Below are 20,960 nucleotides of genomic sequence, written 5' to 3'. Positions count from 1 at the left end.
CGCCGCACCGCTGACCGATGTCGCCGTCATCGCGCGGCGGCTCGACGCAGTCACCGCCTTCGTTGCAGACTCAGCCGCGCGCGAGGACATCCGCACCGTGCTGCGCGCGGCGCCCGACATGTCGCGCGCGCTGGCGCGGCTCTCGGTCGGCCGCGGCGGTCCGCGCGATCTCGCCAGCCTGCGCGACGGCATCCTTGCCGCCGACCAGGCGCTGGAGCTGCTGGCGCAGCTTGCCGATCCGCCGGCCGAGGTTTCGACGGTGATGGCGGCGCTCCAGCGCCCCTCGCGCGACCTGGCGCGAGAATTCTCCCGCGCACTCTCCGAGCAACTGCCACTGATCAAGCGCGACGGCGGCTTCGTCCGCGAAGGCTATGAGGCCGCGCTCGACGAAAGCCGCAATCTTCGCGATGCATCGCGTCTCGTCGTCGCCGCGATGCAGGCGCGCTATGCCGAGGACACCGGCATCAAGACGCTGAAGATCCGGCATAACAACGTGCTCGGCTATTTCGTCGAGGTCACCGCGCAGCACGGCGACAAGCTGTTCGCGCCGCCGTTGAATGCGACCTTCATCCACCGCCAGACGCTGGCCGGGCAGGTCCGCTTCACGACTGCGGAGCTCGGCGAGATCGAGGCCAAGATCGCCAATGCCGGCGAGCGCGCGCTCAATCTCGAGCTCGAGATCTTCGAGCGCTTGAGCGCGATGGCGCTCGCGGCCAGCGACGATCTGCGCAACGCCGCGCATGCCTTTGCGATGCTCGACGTCGCGACCTCATTGGCCAAGCTCGCGATCGACGACAATTACGTGCGGCCCGATGTCGACGGCTCGCTCGGCTTTGCAATCGAGGGCGGACGGCATCCAGTCGTCGAGCAGGCGCTGAAGCGCGACGGCCAGCCGTTCATCGCCAATGCCTGCGATTTGTCGCCGGCGCCTGCACAGAAATCCGGCCAGCTCTGGCTGATCACCGGCCCGAACATGGCCGGTAAGTCGACCTTCCTGCGCCAGAACGCGCTGATCGCACTCCTTGCTCAAATTGGCAGCTATGTGCCGGCGTCGCGGGCGCGGCTCGGCATCGTCGACCGGCTGTTCTCGCGCGTCGGCGCCGCCGACGATCTGGCGCGCGGCCGCTCGACCTTCATGGTCGAGATGGTCGAGACCGCCGTGATCCTCAATCAGGCCAGCGAACGGTCGCTGGTCATCCTCGACGAGATCGGCCGCGGCACTGCGACCTTCGACGGCCTTTCGATCGCCTGGGCCGCGATCGAGCATCTGCACGAGAGCAACCGCTGCCGCACGCTGTTTGCCACCCACTATCATGAACTGACGGCGCTCTCGGCCAAGCTGCCGCGGATGTTCAACGCCACGGTGCGGGTCAAGGAGTGGCAGGGCGACGTCGTGTTCCTGCACGAGGTGCTGCCGGGCTCCGCCGACCGCTCCTACGGCATCCAGGTCGCAAAGCTCGCCGGCCTGCCGCCCGCCGTGATCACGCGCGCCAAATCGGTGCTGGCGAAACTCGAAGCCCAGGACCGCGGCCAGACTGCGCGCGCGCTCGCCGATGACCTGCCGCTGTTCGCCGTCCCCTCCCGCGCCGCCGCTGAGGACAATCCGCCGAGCGAAGCAGATCTGCTGGTCGAGGCACTGAAGGCGCTGCATCCCGACGAAATGTCGCCGCGCGAGGCGCTGGATGCGCTCTATGCGCTGCGGGCGAAGCTGCCGAAGGGGTAGCAGGTGCCGTAGAGTGGGTTAGCGAAGCGTAACCCACCGCTTTTCTCACCGCGGCAACAGAAGATGGCGGGTTACGCCTTCGGCTAACCCACCCTACGTTTTCACGGCTTTCCTCCGCCCGATCTGCCACAGCGCCAGATTCCAGAGGATGCAGGTGGCGAGTGCGCAGCTCAGGCCTACGGCTGAGCCAAATTGCGCGACCGCGACATGCAGCACGGCAATCCCAAGGCCGAAGCCGAGCAGGCCCCAGGCGCTGTTGGCGAGCACGGCGGCGGTGGCGGGGCCGCCGATCCGCGGATGCAGGATCAGCATCATCGAGGAGAACACGATCGGAAACAGCGCGATCACGCCGGTGACGCGCGGGCCGACCCAGGTCGAGGCTGTGACGACCGTGCCGACCAGGCTTGCGACCAAGGCCGCGCGCAGCGGAATGTCGTACCAGCGCCGCGCGATCAGCGGCATCTTGGCGACGTGCCGATACGGCTTCAGCAGCGGAATGCAGATCGCAAACGCAATGGCATTGAGGATCAGCCCGCCGGCCAGCGTCCACGCGAACTGACGGATGATCGTGCCGAGCACGAGCCACAACGCGATCGCGCTTCCCGCGCTGATCCACATGCTGAAGCGCTGCGCCAGCACCGCGTAGGTGAGGCCCATGAAGATCGTCGCCGCATTGACCGGCAGGCTCGACAGCGCGCCCTCGGCGATGAAGGCAGCGTCATGGTCGAGCGCGAGGAAGGTGTAGGACGGCCCGGCCGAGATCGGCAGGGTTGCGATCAGCGCGCCGATCACCGGCCCCGACCGCTCCGTGATGATGGACGCGCTGACCACGAATGCGGCCGCAACCGCCATGCGCAGCACGAGGAGCAGGATGAAGTGGAGTTCAGGGGACATTTTTCCGTCGTCCCGGGCAAGCGGAGCGCGACCCGGGACCCATAACCACGACTGCTAGTGGGGAACGACAGCCGTCGAACAGCAGAATTTCAACGATGGGACACGGCGTATGGGTCCCGGCTCCGTGCGCAACCGCGCACTAGGCCGGGACGACATCGGTGAAAGCCGCTACACCCGCTGCATCGACACCGACACCTTCGGGCCGTTCTTGATGGTCTGATAGACCACGCAATAACGCTCGGTGAGCTTCAGCAACAGATCGAGCTTGTCCTGCGGCGCGTCGGTGCCGACGTCGAAGCGGAGACGGATCTCGCGGAAGCCGACCGGCGCCTCCTTGTCGACGCCGAGCGTCCCGCGGAAATCGAGATCGCCCTCGGCGAACACGTTGCCGACCTTCAGCGGCACCTCGACCGCAGTCGCGACCGATTTCAGCGTGACGCCGGCACAGGCGACCAGCGCTTCCAGCAGCATGTCGCCGGAGCAGAGCTCGAGCCCGGAGCCGCCGGTGGCAGGGTGAAGGCCGGCGACCGCGAGCGCGCGGCCGGTTTCGACCTTGCAGGACAGACTTTCGTTGTCGATCGTGCCCTTGGCCTTCAGCGTGATTACAGCGGCCTGGGGGTCGGTCTTGTAGCGCTCCTTGATCGGAGCCTGCATTACGCGGAGTTCGGCGGAGTCCATGGTCTGCTCCCGGCTATTCTTCTTTATGCCGATGTAAGGCCTTATGGCGCCGATGTCACCACCACATCGCCTCGCCGGCGCTGGATTTGTCCGTGACGTCACGCACCGAACGGTCCAGCGACCGGTCGAGCGCGGTCAGCACGCGGCGCTTGAAGGTGTCGAACAGCTCCGACTTGCGGTCGCGCGGCCGTGCCAGATTGATGGTGATCTCTTCGAACAGCCGGCCCGGCCGCGGCCGCATCACCAGCACGCGGTCGGCCAGCACCACGGCCTCGTCGACATCATGGGTGACCAGGATCAGGGTCGGCCGCGTATCGGCCCAGAGGTCGAGCAGATGGTCCTGCAAATCGCGCCGCGTGAAGGCATCGAGCGCCGAGAACGGCTCGTCGAGCAGCAGCACTTCGGGCTGCGGCACCAGCGCGCGGGCGATCGCGACCCGCTGCGCCTGTCCGCCGGAAAGCTCACGCGGCCAGGCCGCGGCCTTGTCGGCGAGGCCGACGCGGGCCAGCGCCGCGGCGATGCGTTCACGCCTCGCATCGGCCGGGAGATCGGCGAGACCGAAGCCGATATTGTCGGCGACGCTGAGCCAGGGCAGCAGCCGCGGTTCCTGGAAGATGATGCCGATCTCGGCGTGCGGCGACGTAATCACCGCATTGTCGAGCGTCACACTGCCTGTGCTCGCGCGATCGAGCCCGGCGATGGCGCGCAACAGCGTGGACTTGCCGCAACCGGAACCGCCGATGATGGCGATGATCTCGCCGGGCTGGATCTCCGCCGAGAAACGCTCCAGCGCGTGGACGCCGTTCGGATAGGTCTTGCCGACGTCTTTCAGCGCGAGCATCAGGCCCCTCCCCGCGCGCCGAACGCATCCTGCCACCGCAACAGCGGCGCGGCCGCGACCTCGATCAGCCAGTCGGTCAGCTTGCCGAGGATCGCGAAGATCACGATTGCGGCGAGGATCTGCGCCGGCTTGCCGAGTTGCTGGCCATCGAGCAGGAGATAGCCGAGGCCTTCGGATGCGCCGATCAGCTCGGCCGCGACCACGAACATCCACCCCAAACCAAGCCCGACCCGCAGCGCCACCACATAGGCCGGCAGCACCGCCGGCAACAGGATGCGGCGGATCATGGCCGGTCCGGAGAGGCGGAACACCCGGCCGACCTCGACGATCTTGCGGTCGACCGACAGGATCGCGCCCATCACGCCGAGATAAATCGGAAAGAACACGCCGACCGCGATCAGCGCGACCTTCGAGGTCTCGAAGATGCCGAGCCAGAGCACGAACAGCGGCACCCAGGCGAGCGAGGGAATCGCGCGCAGCGCCTGCACCGTCGGATCAAGAAGGCGCTTGGCGAAATCCCAATAGCCGGAGATCGCGCCCATGACGGTGCCGGCGATGACGCCGAGCGCAAAGCCGGCACCGACGCGCCACAGCGTCGCCAGGATATGGCGCGACAGCTCGCCGCTTTTGGCGAGCGCCACGATGGTCTCGAACACCTTTGACGGCGGCGGCACCAGGCGACCATTGGAATAGCCGAGATAGACGACGAGCTCCCAGCCGAGCGCCAGCACGACCGGCACCACGAGCCCGAGCGCCGGCCGCACAACACGCGACCACCGCGCCGGCGCCGCACGCGGCGCGGCCGTCTGTTCCAGCGCGGGCAAGTCAACGGTCATGGCCATAGCAAGAACTATTCTTCGAGGCGGATTGCAAGGTGGGGGTGCCCCCGCTCTCTCCCCACGTCGTCCCGGGCAAGCGAAGCGCGACCCGGGACCCAACCACAGGGCGTGATGATGGAGCAGGCTGGAGCCACAGCGTCGTCTAACAACAAAGCCCTGTGGTTATGGGTCCCGGCTTTCGCCGGGACGACGGAGAGTAATTTGGCGACGGAGCTAATTCGTCGGCAGCGGGATCTGGTCGTCGATCAGCGAATCCAGCGCGGCCTTCACGTCGGTCTTGGCGTCGATCACGCCCGCCTGCTGCAACGCGAGCCCGGCGGCGAGGATCGATTCCCGCTGGGGGCTACCGATCCGGCTGTGGGTCAGCTCGGTGCGCTCCTTGAGCTGCTTGTCGACCACGGCGTCCGGCAGCTTGGTCACCGCGATGAAGGTCTTCTTCAGCTCGTCATAGTTCGCCAGCGAATATTCCCGCGCTTCTTCATAAGTCGCAAGCACGCGGCGGACGATATCCGGATGCGCCTTCAGGAACTCCTCGCGGACATTGAGGATGCCCCAGGTGTTGGCATCGGCCTTGCGGTAGAACAGTTTTGCGCCGTCCTCGACTTCCGCCTGCGCCATCATCGGGTCGAGGCCGGCCCAGGCATCGACGTCGCCGCGGATCAGCGCGGTCTTGCCGTCGGCATGCTGCAACAGCACCGGCGTGATGTCCTTCTCGGTCAGACCAGCGCCGAGCAGCGCGCGGACCAGGAAGATGTGCGGGTCGGTGCCGCGCGTCACCGCGACGCGCTTGCCCTTGAGATCGGCAACCGACGCGATCTTGGAATCCTTTGATGTGACCAGCGCGGTCCATTCGGGGCGCGAATAGACATAGATCGACTTGATCGGATTGCCGTTGATCCGGGCGACCAACGCGGCCGAGCCCGCGGTCGAGCCGAGATCGATCGAACCGGCATTGAGGAACTCGAGCGCCTTGTTGGAGCCGGCCGATTGCACCCAGACGATGCTGATGCCGTCCTTGGCGAATTCCTTCTCCAGCAGGCCCTTCTGCTTCAGGACCATCGACACCGGATTGTAGGTCGCCCAGTCGATCCGAATCTCCTTCAGCGCGTCGGCGGCGAGCGCCGCACCGGGCAGGAATGTCGAGACCGCGAGCAGCGCAGCGAAGGCGCGCCGGGAAAATTTCTGCATTCGTCGATCTCCTCGATCAGATTAAGAAACAATCTTTTATTTCAATGAGTTATCCTTGCGGTCAACGAGAAAATCTCTACCCTTTACGAGATGGCGCGAGAACGATCTTGCTCGAAGCGCCGCCAGGAGAGCATGGAGCTGCTGTCATTATACTTTGGTCCGTGACAGCAACAGCTCCGTCCGATATCGGATGAATGTATGGATAGCGTCGTAGCCGAGGCCCGCCCTGAAGCGGACGATCGTTTCGAGACCGAGCGGATCACCGCGGCGGTCAATGCACTCGCCGAACAGCATGCCGGCCGCGAGGACCAGTTCCGCGCCGCGATGGCGCAGCTGCTCAAGGCCGAGCTGATCGCGGCGCGCACCACGGCGCAGGCGCTGCTGCTGAAGGACCGCCACGGAAGGCGCTGCGCCGAACGGCTCTGCTTTGTGCAGGACGAGATCATCCGCATCCTCTATGCGGCGGCGACCCGGCATCTCTATCACTCGCCGATCCCCTCCGGCGCCGAACGCATGGCCGTGGTCGCGACCGGCGGCTATGGCCGTGGGTTGATGGCGCCGGAATCCGACATCGATCTGTTGTTCATCCTGCCCTACAAGCAGACCGCCTGGGGCGAGCAGGTCGCCGAAGCCATTCTCTATTGCCTGTGGGACATGGGGCTGAAGGTCGGCCACGCCACGCGCTCGGTCGATGAATCGATCCGCCAGGCGCGCGGCGACATGACGATCCGCACCGCGATCCTGGAAACCCGGTTCCTGACCGGCGACCAGCCGCTCTATGACGAGCTGGTCGAGCGCTTCGACAAGGAAGTGGTGCAGGGCACCGCGGCGGAATTCGTCACCGCAAAGCTCGCCGAGCGCGAGGAGCGGCATCGCCGCGCCGGCCAGTCGCGCTATCTGGTCGAGCCCAACGTCAAGGACGGCAAGGGCGGCCTGCGCGACCTGCACACGCTGTTCTGGATCGCGAAATACGTCTACCGCGTGCGCGAGACCGACGAACTGCTCGAACGCGGCGTGTTCGACGCGCAGGAGTACCGCACGTTCCGCCGTTGCGCCGACTTCCTGTGGTCGGTGCGCTGCAATCTGCACTTCTTCGCCGGGCGCGCCGAGGAGCGGCTGTCGTTCGACATGCAGCGCGAGATCGCGGTCCGCCTCGGCTACACCTCGCATCCCGGCATGCAGGACGTCGAGCGCTTCATGAAGCACTACTTCCTGATCGCCAAGGACGTCGGCGACCTCACCGCGATCCTGTGCGCCAAGCTCGAGGAAGAACACAACAAGCCCGCGCCGGTGCTGAGCCGGATGGTGGCGCGGCTACGGCCCGGCACCAAGCGGCGGCGGGTGGCCGGCAGCGACGACTTCATCGTCGACAACAACCGCATCAATCTCGCCGCACCCGACGTCTTCAAGCACGATCCGGTCAACCTGATCCGGATCTTCCGCCTCGCGCAGCAGAACAACCTCGCCTTCCATCCCGACGCGATGCGTACGGTGACGCGCTCGCTGAAGCTGATCAACACCCAGCTTCGTGACAGCGAGGAAGCCAACCGCCTGTTCATGGAGATCCTGACCTCCGACAACGCGGAGATCGTGCTGCGGCGGATGAACGAGACCGGCGTGCTCGGCCACTTCATCCGCGCCTTCGGCAAGATCGTCTCGATGATGCAGTTCAACATGTACCACCATTATACGGTGGACGAGCATCTGCTCCGCTGCATCGGCTACCTGCAGGACATCGAGCGCGGCGGCAACGACGAGTTCACGGTCGCCAGCGACCTGTTCCGCAAGATCCGGCCCGAGCACCGCCCGGTGATCTATATCGCGACGCTGCTGCACGACATCGCGAAGGGCCGGCCGGAGGATCACTCGATCGCCGGCGCCAAGGTGGCGCGGCGGCTGTGCCCGCGGCTCGGCTTCTCCGCGGCTGACACTGAACTGGTGGCCTGGCTGATCGAGGAGCACCTGACGATGTCGACGGTGGCGCAATCGCGCGACTTGTCGGACCGCAAGACCATCGAGAATTTCGCCGCCGTGGTGCAATCGGTCGAGCAGATGAAGCTGCTGACGATCCTGACCACCGCCGATATCCGCGGCGTCGGCCCCGGCGTGTGGAACGGCTGGAAGGCGCAGCTGTTGCGCACGCTGTATTACGAGACCGAACCGGTGCTGACCGGCGGCTTCTCGGAAGTGAACCGCGCCCAGCGCATTGCGGTGGCGCAGGCCGAATTCCGCCGCGCCTTCACCGAATGGCCGGAGGCGGAGCTCAACGCCTATATCGGCCGGCACTATCCGGCCTACTGGCTCAAGGTCGAACTGCAACGCAAGATCCGCCAGGCGCGCTTCATCCGCGCCAGCGAGCAGGCCGACCACAAGCTGGCGATCAACGTCGGCTTCGACGAGATCCGCGCCGTCACCGAGCTCACGATCCTCGCGACCGACCATCCCTGGCTGCTGTCGATCATCGCGGGCGCCTGTGCGTCTGCCGGCGCCAACATCGTCGACGCGCAGATCTACACCACGACCGACGGCCGCGCGCTCGACACCATCTCGATCTCGCGCGAATACGACCGCGATGAGGATGAAGGCCGCCGCGCCACCAGAATTGGCGAGATGATCGAGCACGTGCTGGAAGGCAAGCTCAGGCTGCCCGAGGCGGTGGCCAAGCGCGCGGTGCGCAGCAAGGCGCGGCCGTTCATCGTCGAGCCCGAAGTGACCATCAACAACCAGTGGTCCGACCGCTACACCGTGATCGAGGTCTCCGGCCTCGACCGGCCCGGCCTGCTCTATCAGCTCACCACCGCGATCTCGAAGCTCAACCTCAACATCGCCTCCGCGCATGTCGCGACCTTCGGCGAACGCGCCCGCGACGTGTTCTATGTCACCGACCTGCTCGGCGCCCAGATCACCGCCCCGACCCGGCAGGCCGCGATCAAGAGCGCACTGCTGCATCTGCTGTCGAGCGAAGACCAGGTGGCGAAGCCGGCGGCGTAAGGCCGTGCTCTTTCCACGTCATTCCGGGGCGCGCGCAAGCGCGAGCCCGGAATCCATTTCACCACAAAATATGCGACCCGATGGATTCCGGGCTCTCGCTTCGCGAGCCCCGGAATGACGCGGTTGGACAGCATCGGAGAAAAACTGAGCCCGGAATCTATCAGGGCTAGAGGGGACTGGATTCCGGGCTCTCTCGGAAGGCTGTTTTCGGACCCGTCTTGCGCGACCCTGGCGTGAGCAGCCATCGCTCCGGTCCGGCAGCCTGCCGGGGCTAACTCCTGTGTGCCTACGATCCTGGACCTGCTTGCGCATGCTGCACCGCCAGGCTCGCCCCCAACCAGGCCAGGTAGCTCGCCTGACAGACCACAACGCCCAAATCGAAGACGTCGAGCATATCGATCCGGGAATTGTCGGCCGGCACGCTCGCGACTTGCTTGCCACCATCGATAACGGACGGCTGGAAGCCGCGGTTGCGTCTCTGACGCATGGCCTCGTGCCCGGCGTCATCGGAGCACAGGATCAAATGCAGGCGCCGATCGGGCGTTTCAATCTCCCGTTCTCTGATTGGCGATTGCCGAAGCCCGGAGACCTCTACCGTCATCGAGTTACCCAATAAGCGTAGTCACGGGACGGAAACTGGCCATTGAACGGAGGTTGATCCGGCCGTTACATTCGGATGGGGACGACATACTTAGGTTTAACCGCAACCTGAACCTGATCAGGTCTGCCGATTGCGCTTTCCGCGCGACCTCATGCCACGCGGGTGGATTGCCAAAAGGCCCGCGCGACGCCGTCCGGACGTCGAGAAAGCTGCTAATGTGCAGTCTGTTAGGAGGGCGACGTTGTCGCCGCTGATGGTAGCGGTCACCTAGCGACGCAGCGCGGCCCGTGATGGCCAAGTGCTACAGCCAAGTGCTGGTCCGATGATGCGCATCCCGACCACAAGGCCCTGGTCGGCCGAGCAATGGCTGCTCGGTGGCATGGTGCTGGCCTTGGCGGCAACCTGCATTGGCCTGCTGCTTGGTCCGCAGCCTCCAACTTCCGCCCATTTGATCGCCCTGGCGCTGCTCGTCGCCTCGCTTGCCGCTGCATTGCTGGTGATGCGTGTGGCGGGCCGCGCCAACCGGCAGATGGAAGCGATATCGCGCGGCCAAGCCGGCGGCGAAGAGCGCGCGATCGAGGCATTGCGGAACAGCGAAGCGCAGTGGAAGGAGGTGTTCGAGCACAACCCGGTCATGTACTTCATGGTCGACGCACCGGGCCTCGTGCTGTCGGTCAACACGTTCGGCGCGGCACAACTCGGCTATACCGTCGATGAATTGCTCGGACAATCCGTGCTGCGGGTTTTTGCCGCCGAAGACCGCGATATGGTCCTGCGCAACGTCGCGGCGTGCCTCGACAATATCGGCCGGACCCACAATTGGGAAATCCGCAAGGTTCGCAAGGACGGCTCAAGGCTTTGGGTTCGTGAGAATGCCAAGGCCGTGCGGCGGCTCGACGGTCAGGTGATCGTCCTGATCGCATGCGAGGACATTACCGAGCGCAAACACGCCGAAAGCGCGCTGCAGCAGAGTGAGATGTACCTGACCGAAGCCCAGCGACTGAGCCACACCGGCAGCTTCGGCTGGCATGTCGCCAGCGGCGAGATCATCTGGTCGGAAGAGACGTTCAGGATCTTCGAATTCGACCGGGTTCCCTCCATCAAGCATGCCACGGTCCTGCAACGTGTCCATCCGGATGATCGCGCCCGCGTGCAACGGACCATCGACCGCGCCTCGCTCGACGGCAAGGACTTCGAGCACGGCTACCGTTTGCTGATGCCCAATGGGGCGATCAAATATGTCCACGCCAGGGCGCACGCGGTGACCAACCTCTCGGGCGACACCGAGTTTATCGGCGCGGTCACAGACGTGACCGCCCGCAAGCGAGCCGAAGCCGAATTGCACGAAGCGCAGACCAACCTCGCGCATGTCACGCGCGTGACGGCACTCGGCGAACTCGCGGCATCGATCGCCCATGAAGTGAACCAGCCGCTTGCCGCCGTGGTCGCCAACGCAGCCGCATGCCTGCGATGGCTCAACCGGGCGGCGCCCGATCTGAACGAAGCGCGCGGAGCCGTCAGGTCGATCATCAGCGATGGCAACCGGGCGGGCGAGATCATCCAGCGCGTCCGCGCATTGGTGAACAAGACGACCGATCAGAAGGCGCCGCTCACCATCAATGAGGCGATCAACGAGGTGATAAGCCTGGTGCAGCATCAGCTGCAGAGCGACCACGTATCCTTGCAGCTGGACCTCGCTCCCGCGCTGCCGCCCGTCGTCGCCGACCGCATTCAGCTGCAGCAAGTCATCCTCAACCTGGTCATCAACGGCATCGAGGCGATGCAGCCGGTCACGGACAGGCCGCGCCAACTCGTGATCCGGACGCGCCATGACGATGCCGGGCAGATCGTGGTCACCGTCAGCGATTGTGGTATCGGCATCGCGACCGAGAATGCCGAGCGGCTGTTCGACGCCTTCTACACCACCAAAGCCAGCGGCATGGGAATGGGGTTGTCGATCTGTCGCTCGATCGTCGAGGCCCACCGAGGCCGGTTGTCCGTGACCGGAAATGTCGGCCCCGGCGCGACATTCCAGTTCACGCTGCCGCTGCGTCAGGAGGATCATGCATGGTGATCCGACGCGCGGCAGCGCCTCATGCAAACGCGGAGGATCCGATCGTGTTCGTCGTCGATGACGACGCGTCGATGCGGGACGCGCTGAGCAATCTCTTCCGGTCCGTCGGCCTGCGAACCGCGGCGTTCGGGTCGGCGCATGAATTTCTCCAGCACAAGCTTCCGGATGTCCCGAGCTGCCTGATCCTGGACATCAGGCTGCCCCGGCTGAGCGGCCTCGACTTTCAGGCGGAGTTGGCCAAGGCCGCCATTCATATTCCGATCATCTTCATGACCGGCCATGGCGATATCCCGATGACGGTGAGGGCCATGAAGGCCGGTGCTGTCGACTTCCTGACCAAGCCGTTCCGCGACCAGGACATGCTGGATGCCGTCACGACGGCGATCGAACGCGACAGAAATCGCCGCGATGATGCCAGGGCGCTCGCAGACCTGCGCACGGCCTTCGCGACCCTGACCCCTCGTGAGCGTCAGATCATGAGCCTCGTCACCACGGGGCTGATGAACAAGCAGGTCGCCGCCGAAATCGGCGTGGCCGAGATCACGGTCAAGATCCACCGCGGGCACATCATGCGGAAAATGGCGGCGAAGTCCTTGCCTGATCTGGTCAGGATGGCACAGACCCTCGGGATCGGGCCGGCATCCGGCGGCGGCGCACAAACCTAAGTATGATTCTCCGGCCCCGGCCGGCGACGCACTGTGGCCCCATGAACGCGCACCCCAGGGGGCCCTGGCCGCTCCAGGAAGAACCTTTCTTGTCCAACCCAGTGATATCAATCGTCGACGATGACGCATCGGTCCGCGCCGCGACCCACAATCTCGTCAGGTCGCTTGGCTACGCGGTCCAGACCTACGCGTCCGCCGAAGAATTCCTGCATTCGCCGCAACTGAATGACACATCCTGCGTGATCGCGGATGTCAGGATGCCGGCGATGAGCGGGCTCGACCTGCAGGCCCATCTGATTGCCGATGGACGGCGCTTTCCGTTCATTTTCATCACGGCATTTTCCGTCGAAGCCGATCGAGCCCGCGCCATGGAGGCGGGAGCGATCTGCTTTCTGATCAAGCCCTTTGACGGAGACGCGCTGATCAGATGCCTCGATGCCGCTCTCGCGCAGCACGGCACCGCGACGAGCGAATGAGTTCACATCGGCTATACGCAAGGATAATGCCGTGAAACATCTGGACAGATTGTGCAGGGATGGCGGTGGCGCGAGATTTCGCATCGTCCGTCGAGACGATCGACGGCATGGACAGCATCAGACAATCTGATTGGCAAATGGCAATTCCTCGGAGGGAGGTCGCCATGCGTGCAGAACCGCGCTGCGCCCAATGTGACAGTGAAGAGCCCAAGATCATCTGCCTGCGCAATCCGGCGGGCGAACGTTACTGCGGACAGCTCTGCCTCTACAAGGGTCAGGAGAACTTCATTCGCTGGCTTTGGCGGGCGAATGCGGAGGCGGAGGCCGCATCATGAGCGGCCGCTGCGGGAACCCGGAATGCAGGCGGCCCTTCGGACTGATCCGCCATAGCTGGCACTTCGAGCAGTTTTGCTCGACCAAGTGTCGCGAAATCTACAAGCGGCAATTGGAACGCAACAAGGCCCATTGGAAGTGGCTCTATCCCTTCGCCAGAACCGGCGCCCCATCGAGAAAACTGATCTGACGACGAGAGCCCACAATGCTCGAAGGAAATCCGATGACGACGGTCGATGCGATGCTGGTAGGAGCGATACTCGCGTGGGTGCCTTCGCTCATTGTATTCCTCTACATCGTGCGCGATCTGCGCAACATGCCGCGCGAGGATCTCGATTGATCGTCTCACTGCGGCTGAGTTCGGCCGCTAGATCTCCACGCCTTCGTGGCGCAGCAGCCAGCGCTTGCGTTCCAGTCCGCCGCCATATTTGACCAGCGAGCCGTTGGCACCGATCAGGCGGTGACAGGGCACGACGACGCTGATCGGGTTGGATCCGTTGGCATGACCGACCGCACGCATCGCCTTCGGGACCTTCAGCTTCGCCGCCAACGCGCCGTAGCTCATGGTGGTGCCGTGCGGAATTTTCGGCAGCGCATGCCAGACCTTCTGCTGGAACGGCGTGCCGGCAACGCGCCATTCGACGTCGGTCAGCCGCGCGAGATCGCCCTTGAAATAATCGGCAAGCGCCTTGCGCATCGCAGCCGGCGCGCTTCCGTCCTGCAGCGTCACGGCACCGTAGTGCAGCCGGAGCAGGTCGAGCATGCGCCCTTCATAGTCGTCCCAGTCGAGCGCGCGCAGCACGCCGTCATCATCGGTCACCAATAGCGCCGTGCCGATCGGCGTTGTGAGGCGGTCGAGATTGAAGGTCTGTGCGGTCTTGCGGTCGGCCATTGTCGTCGCTCTGAATCGCTCGGCATACAATTCACCGCCCGCATGCTAGCGTCCACCCGAATTCCGGGTAGAGCGTTTCCGAGCGAAGGGGACACCGGTCCGCGTGAAGAAAACGCGTCAAAACAAGAATCTTGAGCTTCGGTTCTGATTCAATCAGAACCGAAGCTCTGGGGGGACCGAACATGCTTTGGCTAGCCAATTTTCTGGTCGCGGTGGTGGCCGCGCTGCACATCTATTTCCTCGTGCTCGAGATGTTCCTCTGGACCAAGCCGCTCGGGCTGAAGACCTTTCGCAACTCGATCGAGAAGGCGACCGACTCGGCAGCGCTCGCCGCCAATCAGGGGCTCTACAACGGCTTCCTCGCCGCCGGACTGATCTGGGGCCTCGTGCACGGAAATCCAGCCTTCGCGTTCCAGATCAAGGCATTCTTCCTGCTATGTGTGATCGTCGCCGGCGCCTATGGCGCTGCCACGGTCAGCCGCCGCATCCTTTATGTGCAGGCGGCACCCGCTGCGCTGGCGTTGATCCTGCTTTGGCTGGCCTAACGCGACATCGCGCGCAAGGGCATTGTCTTGCAATGCCCCTGCCCTTCCTCCATCATCCCTGACAACGGTGACATCCGCCGGCCTGAGCTTGCGGACAAGATCACCGGCAACAGGGAGGTCACGGACATGAGGAGCGTGCAATTGCTCGCTGCGACAGCGCTTGCCATCGCGTTGTCGGTTACATCGGCCACCGCGCAGAAGAAATACGACACCGGCGCCACCGACACCGAGATCAAGATCGGCCAGACCGTGCCGTTCTCGGGCCCCGCATCCGCCTATGCCGGCATCGGCAAGACCCAGGCGGCCTATCTCAAGATGATCAACGATCAGGGCGGCATCAATGGCCGCAAGCTGAACCTGATCCAGTATGACGACGCCTATTCGCCGCCGAAGGCGGTCGAGCAGGTGCGTAAGCTCGTCGAGGGAGACGAGGTGCTGTTCACGTTCCAGATCATCGGCACGCCGTCAAATGCCGCCGTGCAGAAATATCTGAATGCCAAGAAGGTGCCGCAGCTGCTCGCCTCCACCGGTGCCTCGCGCTTCTCCGATCCGCAGAATGCGCCGTGGACGATCGCGTTCAACCCGAACTACCAGTCCGAAGGGCGCATCTACGCCAAATACATCCTGGCCAATCACCCCAATGCCAAGATCGGCATCTTCTACCAGAACGACGATCTCGGCCGCGATTACATCACCGGCCTGAAGAGCGGGCTTGGCGACAAGGCGGCCAGCATGATCGTCGCCGAGGTCTCCTATGAGCTGACCGATCCGACCGTCGATTCCCAGATCGTCAAGCTGAAGGCCGCCGGTGTCGACCTGCTCTATAACGCATCGACGCCGAAATTCGCTGCGCAGGCGATCCGCAAGGTCGCGGACCTTGACTGGCACCCGGTCCATATCCTCGACATCAATGCGAGCCCGGTGTCGGCGACACTGAAGCCCGCCGGCCTCGACATCTCCAAGGGCATCATCTCGACCAACTACGGCAAGGACCCGGCCGATCCGCAGTGGAAGGACGATCCCGGCGTGAAGGCCTATTTCGCCTTCATGGACAAATATTATCCGGAGGGCGACAAGCTCAACACCGTCAACACCTACGGCTACTCGACGGCCGAGCTGTTGATCCAGGTGCTCAAGCAGTGCGGCGACGATCTCACCCGCGAGAACCTGATGAAGCAGGTGACCAGCCTCAAGAAGTTCGTGCCGTCGCTCGCGCTGCCCGGCATGTCGATCACGACGGGGCCGAACGACTATCGCATCAACAAGCAGATGCAGATGATGAAGTTCAACGGCGAGCGCTGGGAGCTGTTCGGCCCGATCATCGAGGACACCGGCCCGGCGGGCTAGGCAGTTCGCCATTTGAGCCCCCTCATGCTGAGGAGGCCGCGCAGCGGCCGTCTCGAAGCACGACGGCCCAGCTGGGGCCGTTCATCCTTCGAGACGCGCGGAGCCTGTCATCGGGCCGCGCTTTGCGCGGACCCGGTGGCGCTCAGGATGACGGGGATCATGCGGTTACAGCGGTAGGTTCGACGAACTCAGCCACCTTGTGTGACGCGCCAAGGGCTTCCGCTGCGCCCCTCATTTTGCGGCGCCCCCTACTTTGGTTGACTGAAATTGCTCGCCTTTTCGGCACCCGTCGCCTTGCGTCGCAGCAACGGTTCCTCCAGTATCCCGGCCCAGCGATGGCGACCGCGGGACCTTGAACCCGCGGACAAGATCATCGGCCAACCATCAGTCACGTGAGGAAAACAGCATTATGAGGAATGGGATTTTCCACCTGGTCACGGGAACGGCGCTCGCGATCGCGCTGTCTGCAACGTCGGCCTCCGCGCAGAAGAAATACGATCCCGGCGCGAGCGACACCGAGATCAAGATCGGCCAGACCGTCCCCTTCTCCGGACCGGCCTCTGCCTATGCCTCGATCGGCAAGACCCAGGCCGCCTATTTCAAGATGATCAACGATCAGGGCGGCATCAACGGCCGCAAGATCAACCTGATCCAGTATGACGACGCCTATTCGCCGCCGAAAGCGGTCGAGCAGGTGCGCAAGCTCGTCGAGAGTGACGAAGTGTTGCTGACGTTCCAGATCGTCGGCACGCCGTCGAACGCCGCGGTGCAGAAGTATCTGAACGCCAAGAAGGTGCCGCAGATGTTCGCCGCCACCGGCGCCTCGAAGTTCACCGACCCGAAGAACTTTCCCTGGACGCTCGGCTTCAACCCGAACTACTTCGTCGAGGGCCGCATCTACGGGCAGTACATCCTGAAGGAGCATCCGAACGCCAAGATCGGCATCCTCTATCAGAACGACGACCTCGGCAAAGACTACCTGAACGGCATCAAGGCCGGCCTCGGCGATAAGGCCGCCAAGATGGTCGTGGCCGAAGCCTCCTACGAGGTGTCCGACCCGACCATCGATTCCCAGGTGCTCAAGATCAAGGATGCCGGCGCCGACCTGTTCTTCTCGGCCTCGACGCCGAAGCAGGCCGCGCAGGCGATCAAGAAGATCGCCGAGCTCGGCTGGCATCCGGTCCACATCGTCGACATCAACGCGACCTCGGTCGGCGCGGTGTTGCAGCCGGCGGGCCTCGAGGCCTCCAAGGGCCTGATCTCGACCAACTACGGCAAGGATCCGGCCGATCCGCAGTGGAAGGACGATCCGGGCATGAAGCGCTATTTCGACTTCATGGCCAAGTATTATCCCGACGGCGACAAGAACTCGAACTTCAACACCTATGGCTACTCGACCGCGCAGCTGATGGTGCATGTGCTGAAGCAGTGCGGCGACGACCTGACGCGCGAGAACGTGCTGAAGCAGGCCACCAACCTGAAGAACGTCGACCTCGACATGGCGCTGCCCGGCATCAAGGGCAACACCACGCCGAACGACTATCGCGTCAACAAGCAACTGCAGATGATGCGCTTCAACGGCGAGCGCTGGGAGCTGTTCGGCCCGATCCTCGAGGATGCCGGCCCGGCGGGCTAGTGGTTCGCGCAGGTTTGAAATGCAATCGGCGGCCTCCGGGCCGCCGATTTGTTTTTGGGCTACCGCCTGTCACCATCACTCTGAGAGAGTTGCGACACTTCGCATCGTCGTCATTGCGAGCGAAGCGAAGCAATCCACTTCCCTGCCTGCGGAGCGATGGATTGCTTCGTCGCTATGCTCCTCGCAATGACGCGGATAGGGCATTGTGTTCCCTTACCGTCACCCTGAGGAGGCCGCGTAGCGCGTCTCGAAGGGTCGACGGCCTGGCCGGTGGCCGTGCATCCTTCGAGACGCGCTACGCGCTCAGGATGACGGGATAAGCATATCGGTTCGCGCGCCTACTTCGGAATCTCGCCAAAATTCTTGCCGACCGGCAACACCGAATGCCGGATCAGCCGCGAATCCTCCACCGCGGCCTGACGGTGCTTCACCGCTTCGCGATAGACGGGATCGCGGATCATTTCGACGAAGGCGACAACGCTTGGATACTCCGCGATGAAGCAGTGATCCCAGCGCTCCTCCTGCGGACCGATCAGCATCAGCTCGAAACGGCCCTGCCAGACGATGCGGCCGCCGAGCCGCTCGAACACCGGCCCGCTCTCGCGGCCATAAGCGGCGTAAGCTTCCGCGCCGGTTGCCTTGCGGCCGTCGGGATAGGCGGCCGATTCGCGCAAGCGCACCAGGTTGAGCATGTGGACCGGGCCCGGCCGGTTGTTGTCCCGGAATTGCGCAAACACATCCTTGGTCGGATCAATATGGCCCATGCGGTGCTCCCTGCTTCTTGTTCCAGCGTCATATAGCAACGCGCCGCCCCACCTCCTAATGCCCCGTTAAGCTTTGCGTAACCGCCCCTTAAACCGGGAACGCTAGCGTTCGCGCGTACAGGGTGTGAGCGTTGCGGATGGCGTGGGGACGTAAAAAAGGCGGTGGACGCAAGGAGCCGCTGTTCGGGCTTCCGGCCGCGCTTGCCGACCTCAGACTGTCGCCCTCCGATCGCATTCCCGGCGGCGGCGACGACAAGCCCGCCAAGTCGAAACCCAAGAACAGCGAAAAGAGCGCCGACAAGAGCAACGATTCCGGCAGCGAGAGACCGCGCCCGTCGCGCAGCGGCAGCAAGCGGCGCAGCAAGTCGCGCGGCCTCGGCATCGGCCGGCTGTTCTATTGGACCGCGGTGCTCGGACTCTGGGCCGGCATTGCCGTGATTGGTGTCGTGGCGTGGGTCGGCGCGCATCTGCCGCCGATCCAGTCGCTGGAAATTCCCAAGCGCCCGCCGACGATCCAGATCGTCGGCATCGACGGCAGCGTGCTGGCGCAGCGCGGCGAAATGGCCGGCGCCAACATCGCGTTGAAGGATCTGCCGCCCTATCTGCCGAAGGCCTTCATCGCGATCGAGGACCGGCGCTTCTATTCGCATTTCGGCGTCGATCCGGTCGGCATTTTACGCGCAGCCGTTACCAACGTGCTGCATCGAGGTGTGTCGCAGGGCGGCTCGACCTTGACGCAGCAGCTCGCCAAGAACCTGTTCCTGACCCAGGAACGCACCATGCAGCGCAAGCTGCAGGAGGCCGAGCTCGCGCTGTGGCTGGAACGCAAGCATTCCAAGGACGAGATTCTCGAGCTCTACCTCAACCGGGTCTATTTCGGTTCCGGTGCCTATGGCGTCGAGGCTGCGGCGCAGCGCTATTTCGGCAAGTCGGCGAAGAACGTGACGCTGCCGGAAGCCGCGATGCTCGCGGGCCTCGTCAAGTCGCCGTCGCGGCTGGCGCCGAACCGCAACCCTGAAGGCGCGGAACAGCGCGCCCAGGTCGTGCTCGCGGCGATGGCCGACGCCAAGTTCATCACCGATGCCCAAGCCAAGGCCTCGATCGGCCAACCCTCGATCGCGGTGAAGCCGGCCGGCGCCGGCACCGTGAACTATGTAGCCGACTGGATCGGCGAAGTGCTCGACGATCTGGTCGGCCAGATCGACCAGGACATCGTCGTGCAGACCACGATCGACCCGAAGCTGCAGAACGTCGCCGAAGCCGCCGTGATCGACGAGCTCGCCGCCAAGAGCGTGAAGTTCAATGTCAGCCAGGGCGCGCTGGTGGCGATGACACCCGACGGCGCGGTGCGCGCCATGGTCGGCGGCCGGAACTATTCCGAGAGCCAGTACAATCGCGCGGTGACCGCGAAGCGGCAGCCGGGCTCGTCGTTCAAGCCGTTCGTCTATTTGACCGCGGTCGAGTCCGGATTGACGCCGGACACGATCCGCACCGACGCGCCGCTCGATATCAAGGGCTGGAAGCCGGAGAACTACACCCACGAATATTTCGGCTCGGTTACGCTGACCCAGGCGCTGGCAATGTCACTGAACACGGTCGCGGTGCGGCTCGGCGTCGAGGTCGGTGCCAAAAACGTGGTGCGCACCGCGCACCGGCTCGGCATTTCCTCCAAGCTAGAGCCCAACGTCTCGATCGCGCTCGGCACCTCGGAAGTGTCCGTGCTCGAGCTGGTCGGCGCCTATGCACCGTTCGCCAATGGCGGCTACGCCGTGTCGCCGCATGTGGTGACCAGGATCAAGACCAGTTCAGGCAAGCTGCTGTATGACCGCCCGGTCGATCCGCCCAACCAGGTGATCGAGCCGCGCTATGACGCGATGATGAACACCATGATGCGCGAGACGCTGATCTCGGGCACCGCGCGCAAGGCGGAGATCCCGGGCTGGACCGCTGCCGGCAAGACCGGCACCAGCCAGGATTATCGCGACGCCTGGTTCATCGGCTACACCGCCAAGCTCGTCACCGGCGTGTGGCTCGGCAATGACGACAATTCGCCGACCAAGAAGGCGACCGGCGGCGGGCTGCCCGTGGAAGTGTGGAGCCGCTTCATGAAATCCGCGCATCAGGGCGTGCCGGTCGCGGCGATCCCGAACTCGCAGGGCAGTTGGGGACCGGCGAACCTGATGCAGATCTCGTCGCAGATATCAGCGCCTTCAGCGCCGGCGGGCCCGATGCAGATTCAACCGCCGATGCAGGCGCCGCCGCCGGCGCAGGTCCCACCCGGCTATTATCGCCAGCCACCGCCGACGCCGGCACGCGCGTCAGCGCCGCCGCCCAATCCGAACGCGCGACCGGAAGCGGCAGCGGGATTGGATGGGTGGCTCGCGGATCGGTTGTTTCGGTAGGCGTTAGACCAAAGGTCGCACCGTAACGCCAACCGTCATCCCCCGCGCATGCGGGGGATCCAGTACGCCGC

General features: G+C 64.3%; 20 protein-coding genes. 12 read left to right on the top strand and 8 right to left on the bottom strand.

What is annotated here, in order from left to right; translation table 11 throughout:
• Nucleotides 1–1,723 (top strand): DNA mismatch repair protein MutS (gene mutS / locus H8A95_RS12395; protein WP_229183392.1); only part of this gene is annotated, 1,723 nt, incomplete at its 5' end.
• Nucleotides 1,724–1,816: 93 nt separating this feature from the next.
• On the opposite strand, the gene H8A95_RS12390 is transcribed toward mutS, so the two are convergent.
• From H8A95_RS12390 to H8A95_RS12370, 5 genes are all read right to left on the bottom strand, one after another.
• The gene (locus H8A95_RS12390) at nt 1,817–2,617 is read right to left on the bottom strand and encodes a hypothetical protein (RefSeq protein ID WP_229183390.1); all 801 of its coding nucleotides are present in this window, start codon (nt 2,615–2,617) and stop codon (nt 1,817–1,819) included.
• Nucleotides 2,618–2,785: 168 nt separating this feature from the next.
• A complete protein-coding gene (locus H8A95_RS12385) occupies nt 2,786–3,295 on the bottom strand; it encodes an OsmC family protein (protein ID WP_229183389.1) in 510 nt (169 codons plus the stop codon).
• Nucleotides 3,296–3,350: 55 nt separating this feature from the next.
• Nucleotides 3,351–4,136, bottom strand: coding sequence for an ABC transporter ATP-binding protein (locus tag H8A95_RS12380; protein WP_229183387.1), 786 nt, complete (start codon nt 4,134–4,136; stop codon nt 3,351–3,353).
• Nucleotides 4,136–4,972 carry an ABC transporter permease gene (locus H8A95_RS12375; protein ID WP_229183385.1) on the bottom strand — a complete coding sequence of 279 codons (837 nt, stop codon included), beginning with the start codon at nt 4,970–4,972 and terminating at the stop codon, nt 4,136–4,138. Before H8A95_RS12375 ends, H8A95_RS12380 begins: the two co-directional genes overlap by 1 nt.
• A gap of 216 nt (nt 4,973–5,188) precedes the next feature.
• Nucleotides 5,189–6,163: an aliphatic sulfonate ABC transporter substrate-binding protein gene (locus tag H8A95_RS12370; RefSeq protein ID WP_229183384.1), complete on the bottom strand. Its 975-nt coding sequence runs from the start codon at nt 6,161–6,163 to the stop codon at nt 5,189–5,191.
• Between the two features lie 198 nt (nt 6,164–6,361).
• On the opposite strand from H8A95_RS12370, the gene H8A95_RS12365 reads away from it, so the two are divergent.
• Nucleotides 6,362–9,154, top strand: coding sequence for a [protein-PII] uridylyltransferase (locus H8A95_RS12365; protein ID WP_229183382.1), 2,793 nt, complete (start codon nt 6,362–6,364; stop codon nt 9,152–9,154).
• Between the two features lie 286 nt (nt 9,155–9,440).
• Here the strand turns inward: H8A95_RS12365 and H8A95_RS12360 are convergent, their stop codons facing one another.
• Entirely contained in the window at nt 9,441–9,755 is a 315-nt protein-coding gene (locus tag H8A95_RS12360) for a hypothetical protein (RefSeq protein ID WP_229183380.1), read from the bottom strand.
• A gap of 322 nt (nt 9,756–10,077) precedes the next feature.
• Here H8A95_RS12360 and H8A95_RS12355 point away from each other — a divergent pair, with 322 nt between their 5' ends.
• From H8A95_RS12355 to H8A95_RS43775, 6 genes are all read left to right on the top strand, one after another.
• Entirely contained in the window at nt 10,078–11,829 is a 1,752-nt protein-coding gene (locus H8A95_RS12355; protein ID WP_229183379.1) for a PAS domain-containing sensor histidine kinase, read from the top strand.
• Nucleotides 11,823–12,494, top strand: coding sequence for a response regulator transcription factor (locus tag H8A95_RS12350; protein ID WP_229183378.1), 672 nt, complete (start codon nt 11,823–11,825; stop codon nt 12,492–12,494). The genes H8A95_RS12355 and H8A95_RS12350 overlap by 7 nt, the downstream gene beginning before the upstream one ends.
• 101 nt (nt 12,495–12,595) lie before the next feature.
• On the top strand, nt 12,596–12,970 hold the full coding sequence (locus H8A95_RS12345; RefSeq protein WP_229183393.1) for a response regulator transcription factor: 375 nt from the start codon (nt 12,596–12,598) through the stop codon (nt 12,968–12,970).
• 164 nt (nt 12,971–13,134) lie between these two features.
• Entirely contained in the window at nt 13,135–13,305 is a 171-nt protein-coding gene (locus tag H8A95_RS12340) for a hypothetical protein (protein ID WP_229183377.1), read from the top strand.
• On the top strand, nt 13,302–13,493 hold the full coding sequence (locus tag H8A95_RS12335; RefSeq protein ID WP_229183375.1) for a hypothetical protein: 192 nt from the start codon (nt 13,302–13,304) through the stop codon (nt 13,491–13,493). Before H8A95_RS12340 ends, H8A95_RS12335 begins: the two co-directional genes overlap by 4 nt.
• A gap of 15 nt (nt 13,494–13,508) precedes the next feature.
• On the top strand, nt 13,509–13,643 hold the full coding sequence (locus H8A95_RS43775) for a hypothetical protein (RefSeq protein ID WP_274617403.1): 135 nt from the start codon (nt 13,509–13,511) through the stop codon (nt 13,641–13,643).
• A gap of 27 nt (nt 13,644–13,670) precedes the next feature.
• Here the strand turns inward: H8A95_RS43775 and H8A95_RS12330 are convergent, their stop codons facing one another.
• Nucleotides 13,671–14,195, bottom strand: coding sequence for a methylated-DNA--[protein]-cysteine S-methyltransferase (locus H8A95_RS12330; protein ID WP_229183373.1), 525 nt, complete (start codon nt 14,193–14,195; stop codon nt 13,671–13,673).
• A 182-nt stretch (nt 14,196–14,377) separates the two neighbouring features.
• On the opposite strand from H8A95_RS12330, the gene H8A95_RS12325 reads away from it, so the two are divergent.
• The 3 genes from H8A95_RS12325 (at nt 14,378) to H8A95_RS12315 (ending at nt 17,723) form a co-directional block, all read left to right on the top strand.
• Entirely contained in the window at nt 14,378–14,740 is a 363-nt protein-coding gene (locus tag H8A95_RS12325) for a DUF1304 domain-containing protein (RefSeq protein ID WP_229183371.1), read from the top strand.
• 126 nt (nt 14,741–14,866) lie between these two features.
• Nucleotides 14,867–16,087: an ABC transporter substrate-binding protein gene (locus H8A95_RS12320; RefSeq protein WP_229183370.1), complete on the top strand. Its 1,221-nt coding sequence runs from the start codon at nt 14,867–14,869 to the stop codon at nt 16,085–16,087.
• A gap of 409 nt (nt 16,088–16,496) precedes the next feature.
• Nucleotides 16,497–17,723 (top strand): ABC transporter substrate-binding protein, encoded by a 1,227-nt coding sequence (locus H8A95_RS12315; protein WP_229183369.1) that lies wholly within the window; start codon nt 16,497–16,499, stop codon nt 17,721–17,723.
• Nucleotides 17,724–18,061: 338 nt separating this feature from the next.
• On the opposite strand, the gene H8A95_RS12310 is transcribed toward H8A95_RS12315, so the two are convergent.
• On the bottom strand, nt 18,062–18,487 hold the full coding sequence (locus H8A95_RS12310; RefSeq protein WP_229183368.1) for a DUF1330 domain-containing protein: 426 nt from the start codon (nt 18,485–18,487) through the stop codon (nt 18,062–18,064).
• Nucleotides 18,488–18,624: 137 nt separating this feature from the next.
• On the opposite strand from H8A95_RS12310, the gene H8A95_RS12305 reads away from it, so the two are divergent.
• Entirely contained in the window at nt 18,625–20,889 is a 2,265-nt protein-coding gene (locus tag H8A95_RS12305; RefSeq protein ID WP_229183367.1) for a transglycosylase domain-containing protein, read from the top strand.
• The last annotated feature ends 71 nt before the right edge of the window (nt 20,890–20,960 follow it).

It is taken from the genome of Bradyrhizobium oropedii (assembly GCF_020889685.1).
Lineage (GTDB): Bacteria > Pseudomonadota > Alphaproteobacteria > Rhizobiales > Xanthobacteraceae > Bradyrhizobium > Bradyrhizobium oropedii.
This window is presented reverse-complemented; position numbering and strand designations above follow the sequence as displayed.